The sequence below is a fragment of the Mesorhizobium sp. dw_380 genome (genome assembly GCF_018588885.1).
Taxonomy (GTDB): domain Bacteria; phylum Pseudomonadota; class Alphaproteobacteria; order Rhizobiales; family Rhizobiaceae; genus Mesorhizobium.
The window spans coordinates 1-15,233 of record NZ_JAFFIW010000025.1; the positions used below are offsets into that span (position 1 = coordinate 1).

Consider the following 15,233-nt stretch of genomic DNA (forward strand, 5'->3'; position numbering starts at 1 on the left):
GCAGTAGGGCAGTAGGGCAGTAGGGCAGTAGGGCAGTAGGGATAGGCCTCGATGCGCCTTGATTTTCCCCTACTGCCCTACTCCCTTATTCCCCTACATCTTGTCGATCACCGACTGCACGCCCTCGGTCGGCGCATCGACGGACGAGCCTGCCACCATGATGGCGGCGACGATGGCCTCGGGGTCGTTGACCACCAGCGGCTTCACGCGGTGCGCGGTGTGGATGAAGCCTTCGTCTGCCATATGCTCGATGAGCGCCAGCATCGGGTCCCAGAAGTCCTTGACGTTGGCGAAGACGATCGGCTTGCGGTGATGGCCGAGCTGCGCCCAGGTCATGATCTCGACGATCTCCTCGACCGTGCCGATGCCGCCCGGCAGTGCCACAAAGGCGTCGGATTTCTCGAACATCTTGTGTTTGCGCTCGTGCATGTTGTCGGTGATCAGCAGCTCGTCGAGCCGGTCGAGCGCGGTTTCGGTCGCTTCCCTATTGATCAGGAAGCGGGGAATGATGCCGGTCACCTTGCCGCCGGCCTTGAGCGCGCCTTCGGCGACGGCGCCCATAATGCCCTTGGTGCCGCCGCCATAGACCAGCCGCAGGCCCGCTCTGGCGATTGAGCGCCCAAGCAGGTGTCCGGCCTTCGCATAGATTTCATCGCGGCCCGGAGACGAGCCGCAATAGACGCAGACGGATCGAATCGTGTTCATACGAATGATTGGTGATTGGGTCTGAAAGCGGGGTCAAGCCCCAAGGGTCAAGGCCGGGCTTTTTCTTGTCGGCTTTGGCAAAACACGCTAGACCGGCATTAGGTGGCTAAGGGGTAGGGAAATATGGCAATTAATCCATTGAAGGCGTTTCTGTTCGCGGCGGGTGGGACCGTCGCGGCCGCGGGAACCGCCTATGTATCGGGCGCACTCGACCCGTATCTTCATCCAACGCCGCCGGCGCAAGTAGCGGCCTTGGCGCCGAAACCGGCGGATCCAGGCACGCAAGGGCGACTGCCGGCGCCGGCCGCTCCCGCCGCGGCGCCGCAGGCCACCACCCCAGCAGCACCCGCAACCGATGCGGCGGCTCCGGCCGCGCCGGCGACGGCCGGCCCGATCGCGCCGACTTTCGATGTCGTGCGCGTCGAGGGCAACGGATCGATCGTCGTTGCCGGCAATGCGGCGCCCAATTCAAAGGTCGAGATCCTCAGCGGCACGGCCGTGCTTGGCTCGACAGTGGCGGGTCCCGACGGTGCCTTCGTCATCGTGCTCGACGATCCGCTGAAGCCCGGCGACTATACAATCGCACTGCGCTCGACGATCGGCACGGCCGTGACTGCCTCGGCGCAGACCGCCGTCGTCTCGGTTCCGGCCAATGCGGCCGGCCAGGTGCTGGCCATGGTCGAGGAGCCGGGCAAGCCGGCCGAACTGCTGACCGTCCCTGCGCCCGGGACCAAGCCGGCGGCACCTGCCACCGGCGACCAGGCTGCCGCTCCTGCGCCAGCGGCTCCGGCGACCGCTGCTCCAGCGCCAGCCGTCGAAGCAGCACCTGATCCAGCCGCACCGACAACGCCGCCCGCTGCACCCGCGGCCGAACCCAAGATCGTCGTCGAGGCGGTCGAGATCGACGGCCATAAGATCTTTGTCGCCGGCCTCGCCGATCCGGGCCGCAAGGTGCGCGCCTACGCCAACGACATCCTGCTCGGTGACGCGCAGACGTCGGCGGACGGTCATTTCCTTGTCGAAGCGACGCGCGACATCCCGGTCGGCAGCTATACCGTCCATGTCGACGGTCTCGATGCCGATGGCGTGAAGGTTGAGACCCGAGCGGCCGTGCCGTTCGAGCGCGAGCCGGGCGAAACGGTCTCCGCCGTGGCCGCGAATCCCAAGCCCGCGGAAGCAAAGCCGGCCGCATCCCTTGCAACGCCCGAGGTCGTGGCGCCCAAGCTCGAACATGCCGACGGCGCCGTCATCATCCGCCGCAACGACACGCTGTGGCGGATTTCACGCCGCGTCTATGGTTATGGCATGCGCTATTCGACCATCTATCTCGCCAACCAGGACCAGATCCGGAATCCCGACCGCATCTGGCCAGGACAGGTGTTCAAGGTCCCGGAAAAGTCCAAGGAAGGCGAAGCCGCCGACCTCAAGGCAATGGGCGAGCAAGCGACGACGGCGCCGAAGACGCAGTAGAAGCCCACATCGATCAGCCGGCATCGCCTGCGCGGCTGGAGTGAAGCGCGAAACCGGCAGCACTCGGATCGCCCAGTTCAGGGCGGAGATTCATACTTGGGATGACGTAATCTCCGCCATTTTGCCGGCGGTATGGGATGGGCGGCGTCGTTGCCAGTGTCCGCATCCTGTCACGCAGGAGTTCAGCCACGGGCCCGAAGCCGGCATCTTCGAGACGATCGACCTTGTAGACCACGAACGGCGGAAGCACGTCGTATCCAGGGTAATAGAGGATCCCGTGATTGATCGGGAAGAGCAGGTCGTCCATCGGCCCGTTGATCCCGCGCGCAGTGTAGTGTTCCTCCCAGCCGCCGGCGGTCACGATCAGCATCGCGCGTTTCCCGGCGAGGGTCCCCTCACCATAGCGGTCACCCCAACGCTGATCGCTATGCTCGCCAACGCCATAGGCGAATCCGTAGGCGAACACACGGTCGACCCAGCCCTTGAGGATCGCCGGCATGGCGAACCACCAAAGGGGGAACTGGAGGATCAAGGTATCGGCCCACAGGAGTTTCTCGATCTCGGCCTTTACATCGCCGGTCAGCGTGTCGGCCTCGAAACCCTTCTTGGAGGCCGCGACGGGTATGAATCGGGCATCATCTGCCAGCAACGGGAAGTCGGCGCGATCGACCGCGGATTTCCAGCCATCGGCGTACAGGTCCGATACACGCACCTCATGCCCTTGAGCCTCGAGCTCCTTGATGGCGACATCACGAAGGGCACCGCTAAGCGAACGTGATTCAGGGTGAGCGAAGACAAGCAGAACTTTCATGGGTCAGATCCAATATTGAGGGAACTGACGTGAAGGTAGCCAATGCCGATACGATCCACTATATGCAGCTAATGCATAATATTGTGCCGAATAATGGATAAGTCCGACATTACATTCGAGCGTATGCGCACCTTCATTCGGGTAGCCGAGCGTGGCAGCCTGTCGGGGGTCGCGCGGGAGTTTGGAGTCGGCCAGTCGACGATCACGCGGCACGTGCGGGAACTCGAAGAAGCGGTCGGCGTGCCTTTGCTCAGCAGGACGACCCGGCGTGTCACGATGACCGCGGAAGGCAGTCGTTATTACGCCAACAGCGTTCAGATCCTGCGCCTTGTCGAACAGGCCAGCGATGAGGCCCGAGGCACACGTGGCGCGCCCGCCGGCACGATCCGGATAACCTGCACGGCGGCTTTCGGAGTCTTGCACGTCAGCCGGCTGATCTTCGCTTTTCAGGACCGTCATCCCGACATCGGGGTTGACCTCAGCCTCACGGATGAGCGGGTGGATCTCGTCCGTGAGGGCATCGATATCGCGCTTCGCCTGGGGCCGCTCACCGACAGCTCGTTGAAGCTGCGGGCTCTCGGCCAGTCGCGGCGTCTGCTCGTGGCATCTCCGGCCTATCTGGCGGCGCGGGGAAGACCGGCTGCCCCTTCGGATTTGTCTCGGCACGAGGGCATCCGGATGTCGAACGTGGCGGGCAGCGAGACACTTGCTTTGCAGGGCGCCGGCGGCGAACGCCACACGGTGCCTTTCGCGGGACGACTGCGTATCGATCATGGACTTGCCGCCCGGCAGGCCCTGGTAGCCGCTCGAGGGATCGCGCCGGCCCATCGATGGCTTGTGGACGATCTTCTGACGGCGGGCTTGCTCGAGACGATATTGGCGGATTATTCGCTGCCGTCCGTCCCGCTGAACATGTTGATTGTCCCGGAGCGCGCTGGCATCGCAAGGGTCCGCTTGCTGGTCGAGTTTCTGGCGGAACAGATTGCCGATATTCCAGGAATCGAGAAATCCGTCTCGAAGCATTAGCCGCCGTTCGATCTGCCCGGAAGAGCAGCTTGCAGCGGTGCCGTCCATCGTCTATCGCCGATGAACGATGAAAGACAGCCGCTTCGAAGCCTACAAATTCCAGCTTGCGCCGTCGGGCCTCGACAGCCAGTCCGTCGCGGTGAAACTTGCGGCGCTTTCGCACCCCGCGCGCATCGAAATCATCAAACACCTCTCGGCCAGCAACTCCTGCTGCTGCCGCGAGGTCGTCGACCGCCTAGATTTGGCGCAATCGACCGTGTCCCAGCACCTGAAAATATTGGTCGAAGCCGGCTTGGTCCGGTTCGAGCCCGACCGCCAGCGCTCGCGCTACGCGGTTGATCGCGCCGCCCTCGCCGATATATCGGCATCGCTGAGCGCACTCGTCAATTCCTGCTGCTCCGGCCGCTGACCTCTCACCCAAAAGGCAAGAAAATTGGCCGAAAAAACTGTCTCCGCCGACACCTCAACACTCACCACATTGCGCAACCTGTGGCCCTATATGTGGCCTGCCGACCGCGCCGATCTCAGGGCGAGGGTGACCTGGGCGACGCTGCTGCTGGTCGTCGCCAAGGTGACGCTGGTCGCCGGTCCCTATTTCTTCAAATGGGCAACCGATGCACTGGCGGGCGGCTTCAAAACGCCGCCGCCGCTGCCTTCCTTCCTGCTTGCCCCGGTGATGCTGGTCATTGCCTACAATGTGCTGAGGCTCGTCCAGCTCGGCTTCAACCAGCTGCGCGATGCGCTGTTTGCCCGCGTCGGGCAGCATGCGGTGCGCCAGCTTGCGTTCCGCACCTTCGTCCACATGCACCAGCTGTCGCTGCGCTTTCACCTGGAGCGCCGCACTGGCGGCCTGTCGCGCATCATCGAGCGCGGCACCAAGGGCATCGAAACGATCGTGCGTTTCATCATGCTGAACACGGCGCCGACCATTCTCGAATTCGCGCTGACCGCCGGCATTTTTGGCTTCACCTATGGCTGGAAATATGTGGCCGTGGTCGCGGTCACCGTCTGCCTCTATGTCTGGTTCACGGTCAAGGCGAGCGACTGGCGCATCTCGATCCGCCGCGACATGAACGACAGCGACACCGACGCCAACACCAAGGCGATCGACTCGCTGCTCAACTTCGAAACGGTCAAGTATTTCACCAATGAGCACATGGAGGCCGAGCGCTTCGACCGCTCGATGGCGCGCTACGAGATCGCCGCCACGAAGACCTGGACCTCGCTCGGCTGGCTGAACTTCGGCCAGGGCTTCATCTTCGGTGTCGGTACAGTCGTCGTCATGTGCATGTCGGCGCTGGAAGTGCAGGCCGGCACGCAGTCGGTCGGTGATTTCGTCTTCATCAATGCGATGCTGGTGCAGCTCTCCGTGCCGCTCAACTTCATCGGCTTCATCTACCGCGAAATCCGCCAGGGCCTCACCGACATAGAGCACATGTTCGATCTGCTCGACGTGCCGCAGGAGATCGTCGATAAGGCTGACGCCAAAGCCCTGGTTGTCGGCCCCGGCAAGGTCGAGTTCCGCAACGTGCATTTCTCCTATGATCCAAACCGCAAGATCCTGAAAGGCGTCAGCTTCGAGGTGCCGGCGGGCAAGACGGTCGCCATCGTCGGGCCATCGGGCGCCGGCAAGTCGACCATCTCGCGGCTGCTGTTCCGCTTCTACGACGTCCAGGGCGGCCAGGTGCTGATCGACGGCCAGGACATCCGGGATGTCACCCAGGACAGCCTGCGCGCGGTGCTCGGCATGGTGCCGCAGGACACTGTGCTGTTCAACGACACCGTCGCCTACAACATCCGCTACGGCCGCGTCGGCGCCAGCGAGGAGGAAGTGCGCAAGGCCGCCGAACTCGCACAGATCGGGCCGTTCATCGAGAAGCTGCCCGACGGCTATAAGTCGATGGTCGGCGAGCGCGGGCTAAAGCTATCCGGCGGCGAGAAACAGCGCGTGGCGATCGCCCGCACCATCCTGAAAGCACCGCCGATCCTGATGCTCGACGAAGCCACCTCCGCGCTGGACAGCCACACCGAGCAGGAGATCCAGGCCGCGCTCGACCTCGTCAGCAAGGGCCGCACCACGATCGTCATCGCCCACCGCCTGTCGACGGTGATTTCGGCCGACGAGATCATCGTGCTCAAGGACGGCCAGATCGCCGAGCGCGGCACCCATATCGAGCTGATGCGAAAGCATGGCCTTTACGCTTCGATGTGGGACCGCCAGCGCGAGGCGACCGAAGCCGAGGAGCGCCTGCGCATCGCGCGCGAGAGCGACGAATTCGGTGTCATTGTTCGCCGGCGGACGTCCGAGATGTCGTAATCGGTGGAGCGCCAATCTCCCCCCTTGTGGGGGAGATGCCCGGCAGGGCAGAGGGGGGCGCTGTCCCGCGGTCATCTCCGGTTTTTTTCGGAGTAGGCGCCGCTATCTGAGCCTTTCCACAAATCAATCGAGAATCTTGCTTGACCTCAACTTAGGTTGAGATTGTACGCCGTTCCTGGAGCCCGCAGACACCATGATCCAGGAACGGAACAATCGAAATGAACGACGTAAATCAGAACGTTAACGGCGGCAGTGTGTTCAGGGTGGACAAGTTCGTCGTCCCGGCCGCCGCCCGCGAGGAGATACTCGCCAAGGTCAGGACAACGCACGAATTGCTGCGCCAGCAGCAGGGTTTCGTGCAGGATTTTCTGCTCGAGCAATTTTCGGGGCCGGGCGAATTCAACCTGGTGACGATCGTCGAATGGGAAAGCCAGGCGGCTGTCGACAAGGTCGTGCCGATCGTCAAGGCCGCGCATGAGCGCATCGCCTTCAACCCGCAGGAGACGATCACACGGCTTGGCGTGCGAGCCGACATTGCCAACTATCAGCGCATTCCCGGGATATAGGCTTACGGCCAGCCGACACCAGGTGCCGGCGCCTCGACGCTGAGCACCTGGCCGGTGCGGGCATCGCTGACCATGTGCTCGAAGCCGCGCCATTCGGCGGCGACGATGAACAGGGTTTGCCTGGCCGCGCCGCCCAGCATGCAGGCAAAGCAGCCGCGATCGGCAGTGACGGTCTGTAGAACCTTGCCGCCTTCGCGCACCCGCACGCAATGCTTGTTGGGAACATCCGCGTACCAGACCGCCCCTTCGGCATCGAGGCAGATGCCGTCGGGATAGCCGTCGAGTTCGGCCCAGACGCGTCGGTTGGACAAGGTACCGTCAGCGGCGATGTCGAAGGCGCTCAGCCGGTTGGCATGGGATTCGGCAATGATCAGTATCTTGTTGTCCGGGCTCACCGCCATGCCGTTGGCAAAGGCGATGTCTTCCGCCACTTGCCGGACCGCACCATCCGGCGTGACCAGCACGATGGTGCCGGGACCGAAATGCTGGCCCGGAGCCGGCACCGGCCCGCCGCCATTGACATAGATGTTGCCGCGCCCATCGACGACGATCTCGTTCCACGGACTTTTCGAGAGGCCGCGCAAATCCGCATGGGTGACGAGCGTGCCGTCGGGTTCCTGCCGCAGCAGCAAACCTTCGCGGCCCGAGACCACAAGCAGTCGCCCGCCCGGCAGCCAGTCGATGGAATAGGGCAGGACGGCCGGTACGGTGAGCACGACCTCGCGGTTGCCTTCGGGGTTGACGGCGATGATCTCGCCGGTGCCCCAATTGCAGAGCCACAGCCGTCCGTCATGCCAGCGCGGCGACTCGCCGAAAGCGAGGCCAGCGGTGATGAGATGCGTCTTAGGGACTAATGGTTTCTGCATCATGGGAAATTCCTTTTTGTTGCGCGCGCTGCATGGTCGAAGTTTTTGAGACGCTTTCGCCAAGGACGGGCGACAGAGCGCTTTGCCGACAGGCTCTGCATGAGAATTTCTGCTTTGCGGTCGCTACGCTGAGTTCCTCAAGACGCCTCGATGGAATGGTCTTCAAATTGCCCGCAAATCAGACACGGTGAAAATACGTTTCAAGGTGCCTTTTATTTGCTCTTCTAGTTGATATTCTGCCTGAGATAATCTGATCTACCGGTATTGCTTTCCTCCGGGCAAGAAGGCCTCTGGAATGTTCCGAATTTTTTCGCGAAAGAAAAGGCTGCAGCAGTCGACAGCGATTTCGGCTGACCAGCCGGAGCAAGCGACGGCCAGTCCGCGCGTGACTTCAATTATTGTCCCGTTTTCAGCAGTCGAGCGCGCCGCTAAGGAAAACTACGTTGCTGATCTCGTGACCGCAGTCATGGATTTCGTGACCGCAATGTTTGATCAGGGCCTCTACAAAGATCACGAAATACCAGCGTCAGCGAGGCAGTTTTTTCACACTTACCTATACGGCATGGAAGTGGCTAATGGCGGCCATAGCCAGTTTATTCGCAACTACCGTGGTCACCTCGACAAAATTACCTCGGATGCGCGTTTGGCCCTGGATGGAATGCGAGCAGAAAACCATTTAGCTATTTTGGAACAAATGGTTGATTGGGTCCGGGAACATCCCAAGGAGGCGGAGGAACAGACTGGATTCGAAGGTGGCCGCGCTGACTTCCTTGATGGACTCGACGATCTTTTTCAGGAGGAGGAACACAGAGTTCCGCTGCTTGCGCGCGCAGTAGGTTGGATCGCCTCGTGGCCTGAACTGGAGATTGTCGAGGAAGCCGAATGCGAGGAGGCCATTCTCGACATTGTCATGGCCAACCCCAGGCGCGAACCTCGACTGCGCCATCGTTCGGTGTTCCATCTGAAAGCCGTGATGACGAGCCGACTTGAGGTGGGCATCGGTCTCGCCTGTGCGGGATTGCCGCAACCCGAGGTCAAGCTCGGAATTGGCGAAGGAAGGATATTGCACATAGACGGTGGGAAGCAGATGGCTTTTCCTGTCGTAACCAATGCCGGTAGGGCGCTTTTGTGTGTAGTGACGTCGACGCATGCGGCTGCGTACCAGTACCTTGCTGCTGATGGCACGGAACTGCAACTCGACGTTGGACCGGTCGATAGAGTCGATGAGTTACTTGGCGAAGGTGCTCCACGTGTCGGTCTGAAGTTGTCGCATGTCGGCGCTGATTCAATAGCGACCGTCATCAAACTGGCTGATGCCTACCGGGCACCAGCAGCCCTCGACCTCCTATCGCGCAGGGTTGGAATTGATACGGCAGGCGCAGTTGCCTTGCCATCGATGCTGGTAACGAGAGAGGGAGAATCGGTCGTCAGTTGGACAGTTGCTGCTGGCAGTAAACTACTATTTTTGTTGTCCGCTCCCAACGGGAGCGCGCTCTTGAGATCGGGCGCCGAAGATCCGCTGGCGGATGCCCATAGGCTTGAGATCGAAGAACATTTTGTGCGCGCCGAAGCCGACGGTGCCAACTAATCTGGGGTGATCGTCTCGATTGTGCCGCAGTATTTTTCCAGCGCGGGATAGCGTACGCGGACCGTCGATTTCCGGCATTTCATCAGGTCTGTTTCCCATCCAGGCCGGAACTCTGACGGCAATGGCATGGGGCATGCAAGCCGGTCGCGGCTTCACGAACGGCGGAGTGTCCGGCCATCCGAATACGGCGAGCTCTTGACTGTTCGCCCACGCGGCCGATTGTTGCGTTGCGGCCAGGGGGGCTTTCGGCTATTGAGGCCGGACTTGAAACGGAGCCCGCCCCAGGCCGATGAACCTTGTCGATACGGTCAAGAACGCGTTCGTACCGATCCATCGCGAAGGCTATCCCTTCATCGCGGCCTTTGGCGCGGCAACGCTTTTCCTCGGCTATTTCTCTTCGATCCTGTTCTGGATCGGCCTGATCCTGACCGCCTGGTGCGTCTATTTCTTCCGCGATCCAGAGCGCGTCACCCCTGTCGACGATCGCCTTGTGGTGAGCCCCGCCGATGGCATCATCTCGGCGGTCGGACCCGCCGTGCCGCCGCGCGAACTTGGCCTGGGCAATGTCGAGATGACCCGCATTTCGGTGTTCATGAACGTCTTTTCCTGCCATGTGAACCGCGCCCCCGTGCGCGGCCGTATCGCCAAGATCGAGCATCGGCCCGGAAAATTCCTCAATGCCGAACTCGACAAGGCAAGCACCGAGAACGAGCGCAACGGCCTGGTTATCGAGAGCCCCAACGGCACGGTCGCTGCCGTCCAGATTGCCGGCCTGGTGGCGCGCCGCATCGTCTGCTGGGCCGAGGCCGGCGGCTCGATCGGGATCGGCGAGCGTTTCGGCCTGATCCGCTTCGGCTCGCGCGTCGACGTGTTCCTGCCTTTGGCCGCCACGCCGCGCGTTGCCGTTGGCCAGACTGCGGTCGGTGGCGAAACCGTGCTGGCCGAATTCGGCGGCGTCGCCGGCACGCCTCTCGTGCGGATTTCCTGAGCGGTGGGCACGCAGTACAAGAAGTTCGAGGCCCATGCCAGCGGCGGTCCGCGCATCCGTGAGATCCCGATGCGCATGGTGCTGCCCAATCTGGTAACCGTGCTTGCCATCTGCGCCGGCCTGTCCGGCATCCGCTTCGGCTTCGAAGGCCGCTTCGAGCCGGCGGTGGTGATGGTGCTGCTGGCGGCCTTTCTCGACGGCATTGACGGCCGCCTGGCGCGAATGCTCAAGGCGACCTCCAAATTCGGCGCGCAAATGGATTCGCTGGCCGACATCGTCAATTTCGGCGTGGCGCCTGCCTTGGTGCTCTATGCCTTCCTGCTCGATCGCGCCGGCTCGCCCGGCTGGATCGCGGCGCTCCTGTTCGCCATCGCCTGTGGACTCCGGCTTGCCCGTTTCAACGTGCTTGACGACGACAAGGCCGAACGCCCGATATGGCAGACCGAATATTTCGTCGGTGTGCCCGCTCCGGCGGGCGCGGTGCTGGTGATGCTGCCGCTCTATCTCTATTTCCTGCGGCTTGGGCTGGAGCCCAGCCGCCCGGCCGCCTTCGTCGCCACCGGCTTCACCGTCCTCGTCGCCTTCCTTCTGGTCAGCCGGCTGCCGGTCTATTCCGGCAAGAGCATCAAGATCCCTGGCGACAGGGTGCTGCCGGTCATTCTGGCCGTCGTGCTCTATATCCTCTTGCTGATGACCTATCCCTGGTACACGTTGACGGCGTCGGTCGCCGGTTACCTGATTTTCCTGCCGTTTTCCGTGCGCGCCTATTCGAAGCGCGCCAAGCTCGAGGGCGAGAAAGTGCCGCCTTCGGACATCGGCTAAGCCACGGCAATCCTGGCGGAAGGCCGCCAGGCACTTTTCCTGGAAATGCCCTAAATCCGCAGGCGCTGGAGCAACAGATCGCTCCAGGCGGATGCAAAGCGCTCATCGCTGATGTCGATCGCACGTTCGCCCCAGATCGCTTCGAAGACCCGGAACATGGCGACGCTGCCGACGATTACGGCGGCGACAGCCTCGCTGTCATGCGGGCGCAGTTCGCCCTGGCGCTGACGCTCCCGCAGCCATTCGGCGACGGCAAGGTACGTGCTTTGCATGATCTCGCTGCGCGCCGAGGCCTTCAACTCGGGGAAATGCTCCAGATCCCGCCATAGGATCCGAAGCATGTCACGATTGGCGCCGAGTTTTTCAAGCATGCTTTCCACCAGCCGCCGCGAACCCTCATCGAAGGAAAGCACGGTCTCCCCAAGTTCGGCTTGGGCTTGCCGTGCCGTGCCGACAAACTGTTCGACCGCAGTGGCAAGCAGGTCCTCTTTTGAGGAAAAGTGCTTGTAGAGCGCGCCGGAGCCGCGCGACAGGCCTGCCGCCTCCTGGATATCGGGAACGCTCGTGCGGTCGTAGCCGCGTTCGGCAAACAGGCGGATAGCCTCGCGCAGAATACGCTCACGTCCGGTTGTGGGGGGCTTCATGGCGGCTCCTGGCTCAGTGCCCGCGCTCGCGTTGCTGGCAAAGCCACGCCTTCCAGGTCCTTTCGCCAAGCCGTTCGCGGGTTGCCACCAAACCCATTTTGAGGCTCATCTTGCGGCCGATTGGCAGCGGCAGGACGAGACGCCTGAGCCCAAGCGCGTCGCGGTATTGCCGGGCGAAATCCGAGAAAGGCATCGTATCCGGACCGCCTATCTCCAGGCGCACGCCGCGTTTCCCATCGCTGACGGCCTCGGCCAGGTACCTGGCCACGTCGCGTGTATCCACCGGGTTTGAGGGCGAGGTCGGCAGGGGCCAGACTGGCAGCCATTTCAGCCCGCCAAGCATTTGCGCCAAAAGGTAATAGAACGGCGTCGCGCGGATGACCGACCAGGGAAGCGAGGACTTCCGCACAAGCTGCTCGCCCGCCAGTTTCACGCGGGAATAGGGCAAGGTGCTGAATTCGAGGCCGACGATGGACACGAAGATGAAGTGCGAGACGCCGCTGCGCTCAGCGGCGCAGAGCAGATGGCGCGTGCCGTCGACATCGACGCTCGATGGGCTCGAAAAGAAGTCGACCAGCCTCATCCCGCGCCTGGCGATCGGCGAGAGCGTCGCGGCATGAATGACCGTATCAACGCCGTGCAGGGCCTCGTCTATGCCATTTCCGGTCGCGAGATCGCCTGAGGCCCATTCCACGGAACTGTCCTGCCCAGCGCTCCGGGCAAACATCCTTACGGCGTGGCCAGCCCCGGTCAGCGCCGGCGCAAGATCGCGGCCGAGATGCCCAGTCCCTCCGGTGACAAGGATTTTTGACATTCGAGACCTCCTCGCTGTGCCAAGCAGTGTCCGAAGCGGGTGCAATGAAATGCGAAACCAGAGACACACTGCAGCTTCGGACGTGGAAGGGAGTGAATACTCACTCACCGACAATTTGTCGAGAGAGACGGTGCGCGGCGTGAGCGCGCACGTTGGCTCCGCTGGATCGAGATCCAGGGAGGGTCAGGCCGCAATGCCGAGCCCCAGCCTGTCGATCGCCAGCTTGCGGGCAGAGACATAGTCGGTCTTCCCGGAACCCAGCACCGGAATCTCTTCCACCTTGACGATGTCGTTCGGCACCATCAATTCGGCCGCACCCGCCTGTTTGCCGAACTTGCGCAATTCGTCGGGATTGGCGTCGCCGGCGGTGGTGACAAGCACGATGCGCTCGCCGCGCCTCTTGTCCGGTACCGCCACCGCCGCATGATGCTCCTCAGGCCATAGCGACTGCACCAGCATCTCGACGGCGCCCAGCGACACCATCTCGCCGGCGATCTTGGCAAAGCGCTTGGCGCGGCCGCGAATGGTGATGAAGCCTTCGCGGTCGACGGCGACGATGTCTCCGGTGTCGTGCCAGCCGGTCAGCGGCTGCAGCTCACCAGGACGGTCCGCGGTCATGTAGCCCATCATCAGGTTCGGTCCGTCGAGCCACAACTGACCGGCGTCGGAGATGCCTTCGACCGGCTCCAGCTTCATGCGCATCGCCGGCAGCAGTCGCCCGACGGTACCGTCCCGCCCATGGATCGCGGTGTTGACGGCAACGACCGGTGCGGCCTCGGTCAGTCCGAAACCTTCGATGATCTCGGCCTGGAAGCGCTCGCGATAGACGCGGCGCGTTTCCGACTTCACCGCCTCGGCGCCGGCGACGACGAAGCGCAGGCTGGAGAAATCACCGTCCTTGGCGGTGCGTGCATAATTGGCGAGGAAGGTGTCGGTGCCGAACATGACGGTCGGCTTCACCTTGCGCGCGATCTCGGGGATGATCTTGTAGTGGAGGGGCGAGGGGTAGAGGAACAGTTTTACCCCTGTGACCAAAGGCAGGATGGTGCCGCCCGTCAGGCCGAAGGAGTGGAATACGGGCAGCACGTTGAGCAGGATATCGGCCGGCGAGATGGTAATGCGCGCCTCAGCCTGCATGGCGTTGGCGAGAAGGTTCTTTTGCGACAGAACAACCGCTTTCGGCGTGCCTTCGGAACCCGAGGTGAACAGGATGACGCCCGGCTTGGCCGCATCCTGCCGCTGCAGCGGCAAGCGCCACAGCAGAGCGGCGGAAAGCTTGTCCAGCATGGTGACGCTTTCGCGGATATCTTCCAGCCACAAGAGCCTGGCGCCGCCCTTTTCGACCGCTGTGACGATATCGGCCAGGTCCGCCTTCTCGACGAAGGCGCGCGACGAAATGACGGTGCGGATGACGGCCGTGCGTACGGCAGCGGTGACGCTCGCGGGCCCGGCCGTATAATTGATCATCGCCGCCACCCGGCTCGCAGACAGAAGACCGATCAACGACAGCACGACGCCATTGGCATTGGGCAGCATCACCCCGACCGCTTCGCCCGGCGCCGTCGCCGCCTCGAAGCGTCTGCCCAGCACGCGCGCGCCGATGAACATCTTGCGGTAGCTCAGCGCGCCCGAGATGACATCCTCGATGATCGGATGCGAGGCGCCGACTCTGGTTGCTGCGTCGCGCATGGCCAGGAACAGGCCACGGTCGAGATCGGTGCCGAAAAGCCGCGCCTCCGCGACACGGTCGAACAGCGCGTTGGTGTTCGAGGCCTGGTCCGGGTTGCGCGCCACCAGTTCGGCGATGGTCATGGGCTCCAGCACGCTGATCGACATCCGCGGAAACCAGCGCCGTGGCGCCTTGTCCGCCGGCGTCAGCGATACCGGCAGGCTGCGCGCGCTGGCGACGAAGATCGGCACGATGCGGGCGTCGGCCTGCATGGCGATGCGGGTGACGGCGCGAAACAGGCGAAACGTCTTGACGTCGGGTTCGACCGCGTCCGGCAGATAGACGGCGAGCCGCCCCTTGCCCTTCAGCACGCGCACCAGCCGGCGGCTGACGAAGACATGTTCGGCATTGAACGCGATGGTGCGGCCAAGCTCGCGCCATGGTTCGAGCCAGGGCGAGCGCGCCGAGACCTCGTCGAGTATGTGCAGCGTGTCGTCGGGCAGCAGCGACAGCATCAGCGCCGGTTCGAAGCGCGACTGGTGCGAGATGACATAGATGACCGGAACCTGCGCCTTACGCGCGATCCTGATGCGGCTGTCGCTGACCCGGTAGGCAAGCTTGAACGGGACATAGAGCAGCGCCTGGGTGAAGCGCAGGCTGAGGCGGAATTTCTCCACCACGCCGATCAGCAGCCAAGCCAGAACGAGACCCGCAAGCAGCGCCAGTGTCAGGATCATGCCGCATCTCTCCCAACGATTTTTGTCATCGTGGCTCTTTCACGGCCGCTTCAGCGCAGAGCGTAGCGGAAGTGCGAGGAAGGTCAATGTGGGACAGGCTTCAGTGGAAATCGCAATGAGAATTCGATTCCGCGTCGAAGGCCCCCGCTTGGAACGACGGTGCGCGTTCGAAAATCACCACTTGAACTGCCGCGACACATGTCGTAAATA

Annotated in this window: 14 protein-coding genes; 8 read left to right on the forward strand and 6 right to left on the reverse strand. The window is 62.7% G+C overall.

What is annotated here, in order from left to right:
• Positions 1 to 93: 93 nt before the first annotated feature.
• Positions 94 to 705 carry an LOG family protein gene (locus JT360_RS21930; protein ID WP_214473982.1) on the reverse strand — a complete coding sequence of 204 codons (612 nt, stop codon included), beginning with the start codon at positions 703 to 705 and terminating at the stop codon, positions 94 to 96.
• Between the two features lie 123 nt (positions 706 to 828).
• Here JT360_RS21930 and JT360_RS21935 point away from each other — a divergent pair, with 123 nt between their 5' ends.
• Complete coding sequence (locus JT360_RS21935; RefSeq protein ID WP_214473984.1) at positions 829 to 2,175, forward strand: LysM peptidoglycan-binding domain-containing protein; 1,347 nt, start codon at positions 829 to 831, stop codon at positions 2,173 to 2,175.
• 13 nt (positions 2,176 to 2,188) lie between these two features.
• Here the strand turns inward: JT360_RS21935 and JT360_RS21940 are convergent, their stop codons facing one another.
• Entirely contained in the window at positions 2,189 to 2,986 is a 798-nt protein-coding gene (locus JT360_RS21940) for an NAD(P)H-dependent oxidoreductase (protein ID WP_214473986.1), read from the reverse strand.
• Positions 2,987 to 3,079: 93 nt separating this feature from the next.
• Here JT360_RS21940 and JT360_RS21945 point away from each other — a divergent pair, with 93 nt between their 5' ends.
• The 4 genes from JT360_RS21945 to JT360_RS21960 all read left to right on the forward strand — a co-directional run bounded on the left by JT360_RS21945 (position 3,080) and on the right by JT360_RS21960 (position 6,895).
• A complete protein-coding gene (locus tag JT360_RS21945) occupies positions 3,080 to 4,012 on the forward strand; it encodes a LysR family transcriptional regulator (RefSeq protein ID WP_214473988.1) in 933 nt (310 codons plus the stop codon).
• Positions 4,013 to 4,079: 67 nt separating this feature from the next.
• Complete coding sequence (locus JT360_RS21950; protein ID WP_214473991.1) at positions 4,080 to 4,421, forward strand: ArsR/SmtB family transcription factor; 342 nt, start codon at positions 4,080 to 4,082, stop codon at positions 4,419 to 4,421.
• A gap of 24 nt (positions 4,422 to 4,445) precedes the next feature.
• On the forward strand, positions 4,446 to 6,329 hold the full coding sequence (locus JT360_RS21955; RefSeq protein WP_214473993.1) for an ABCB family ABC transporter ATP-binding protein/permease: 1,884 nt from the start codon (positions 4,446 to 4,448) through the stop codon (positions 6,327 to 6,329).
• 218 nt (positions 6,330 to 6,547) lie between these two features.
• Positions 6,548 to 6,895, forward strand: coding sequence for an antibiotic biosynthesis monooxygenase (locus JT360_RS21960; protein WP_214473994.1), 348 nt, complete (start codon positions 6,548 to 6,550; stop codon positions 6,893 to 6,895).
• 2 nt (positions 6,896 to 6,897) lie between these two features.
• Here JT360_RS21960 and JT360_RS21965 read toward each other — a convergent pair whose 3' ends face one another.
• Positions 6,898 to 7,761 (reverse strand): SMP-30/gluconolactonase/LRE family protein, encoded by an 864-nt coding sequence (locus tag JT360_RS21965; RefSeq protein WP_214474119.1) that lies wholly within the window; start codon positions 7,759 to 7,761, stop codon positions 6,898 to 6,900.
• Between the two features lie 295 nt (positions 7,762 to 8,056).
• Here JT360_RS21965 and JT360_RS21970 point away from each other — a divergent pair, with 295 nt between their 5' ends.
• From JT360_RS21970 to JT360_RS21980, 3 genes are all read left to right on the forward strand, one after another.
• Positions 8,057 to 9,349 carry a DMP19 family protein gene (locus JT360_RS21970; protein ID WP_214473995.1) on the forward strand — a complete coding sequence of 431 codons (1,293 nt, stop codon included), beginning with the start codon at positions 8,057 to 8,059 and terminating at the stop codon, positions 9,347 to 9,349.
• Positions 9,350 to 9,638: 289 nt separating this feature from the next.
• Positions 9,639 to 10,337 carry a phosphatidylserine decarboxylase gene (locus JT360_RS21975; RefSeq protein WP_214474001.1) on the forward strand — a complete coding sequence of 233 codons (699 nt, stop codon included), beginning with the start codon at positions 9,639 to 9,641 and terminating at the stop codon, positions 10,335 to 10,337.
• A 3-nt stretch (positions 10,338 to 10,340) separates the two neighbouring features.
• Complete coding sequence (locus JT360_RS21980) at positions 10,341 to 11,159, forward strand: CDP-alcohol phosphatidyltransferase family protein (RefSeq protein ID WP_214474002.1); 819 nt, start codon at positions 10,341 to 10,343, stop codon at positions 11,157 to 11,159.
• Between the two features lie 50 nt (positions 11,160 to 11,209).
• Here the strand turns inward: JT360_RS21980 and JT360_RS21985 are convergent, their stop codons facing one another.
• The 3 genes from JT360_RS21985 to JT360_RS21995 form a co-directional block, all read right to left on the reverse strand.
• Entirely contained in the window at positions 11,210 to 11,803 is a 594-nt protein-coding gene (locus tag JT360_RS21985; protein ID WP_214474003.1) for a TetR family transcriptional regulator, read from the reverse strand.
• Positions 11,804 to 11,816: 13 nt separating this feature from the next.
• Positions 11,817 to 12,617, reverse strand: a complete 801-nt coding sequence (locus tag JT360_RS21990; RefSeq protein WP_214474004.1) for an SDR family oxidoreductase — start codon at positions 12,615 to 12,617, stop codon at positions 11,817 to 11,819.
• A 183-nt stretch (positions 12,618 to 12,800) separates the two neighbouring features.
• Positions 12,801 to 15,023 carry an AMP-binding protein gene (locus JT360_RS21995; protein WP_214474006.1) on the reverse strand — a complete coding sequence of 741 codons (2,223 nt, stop codon included), beginning with the start codon at positions 15,021 to 15,023 and terminating at the stop codon, positions 12,801 to 12,803.
• Between the last annotated feature and the right edge of the window lie 210 nt (positions 15,024 to 15,233).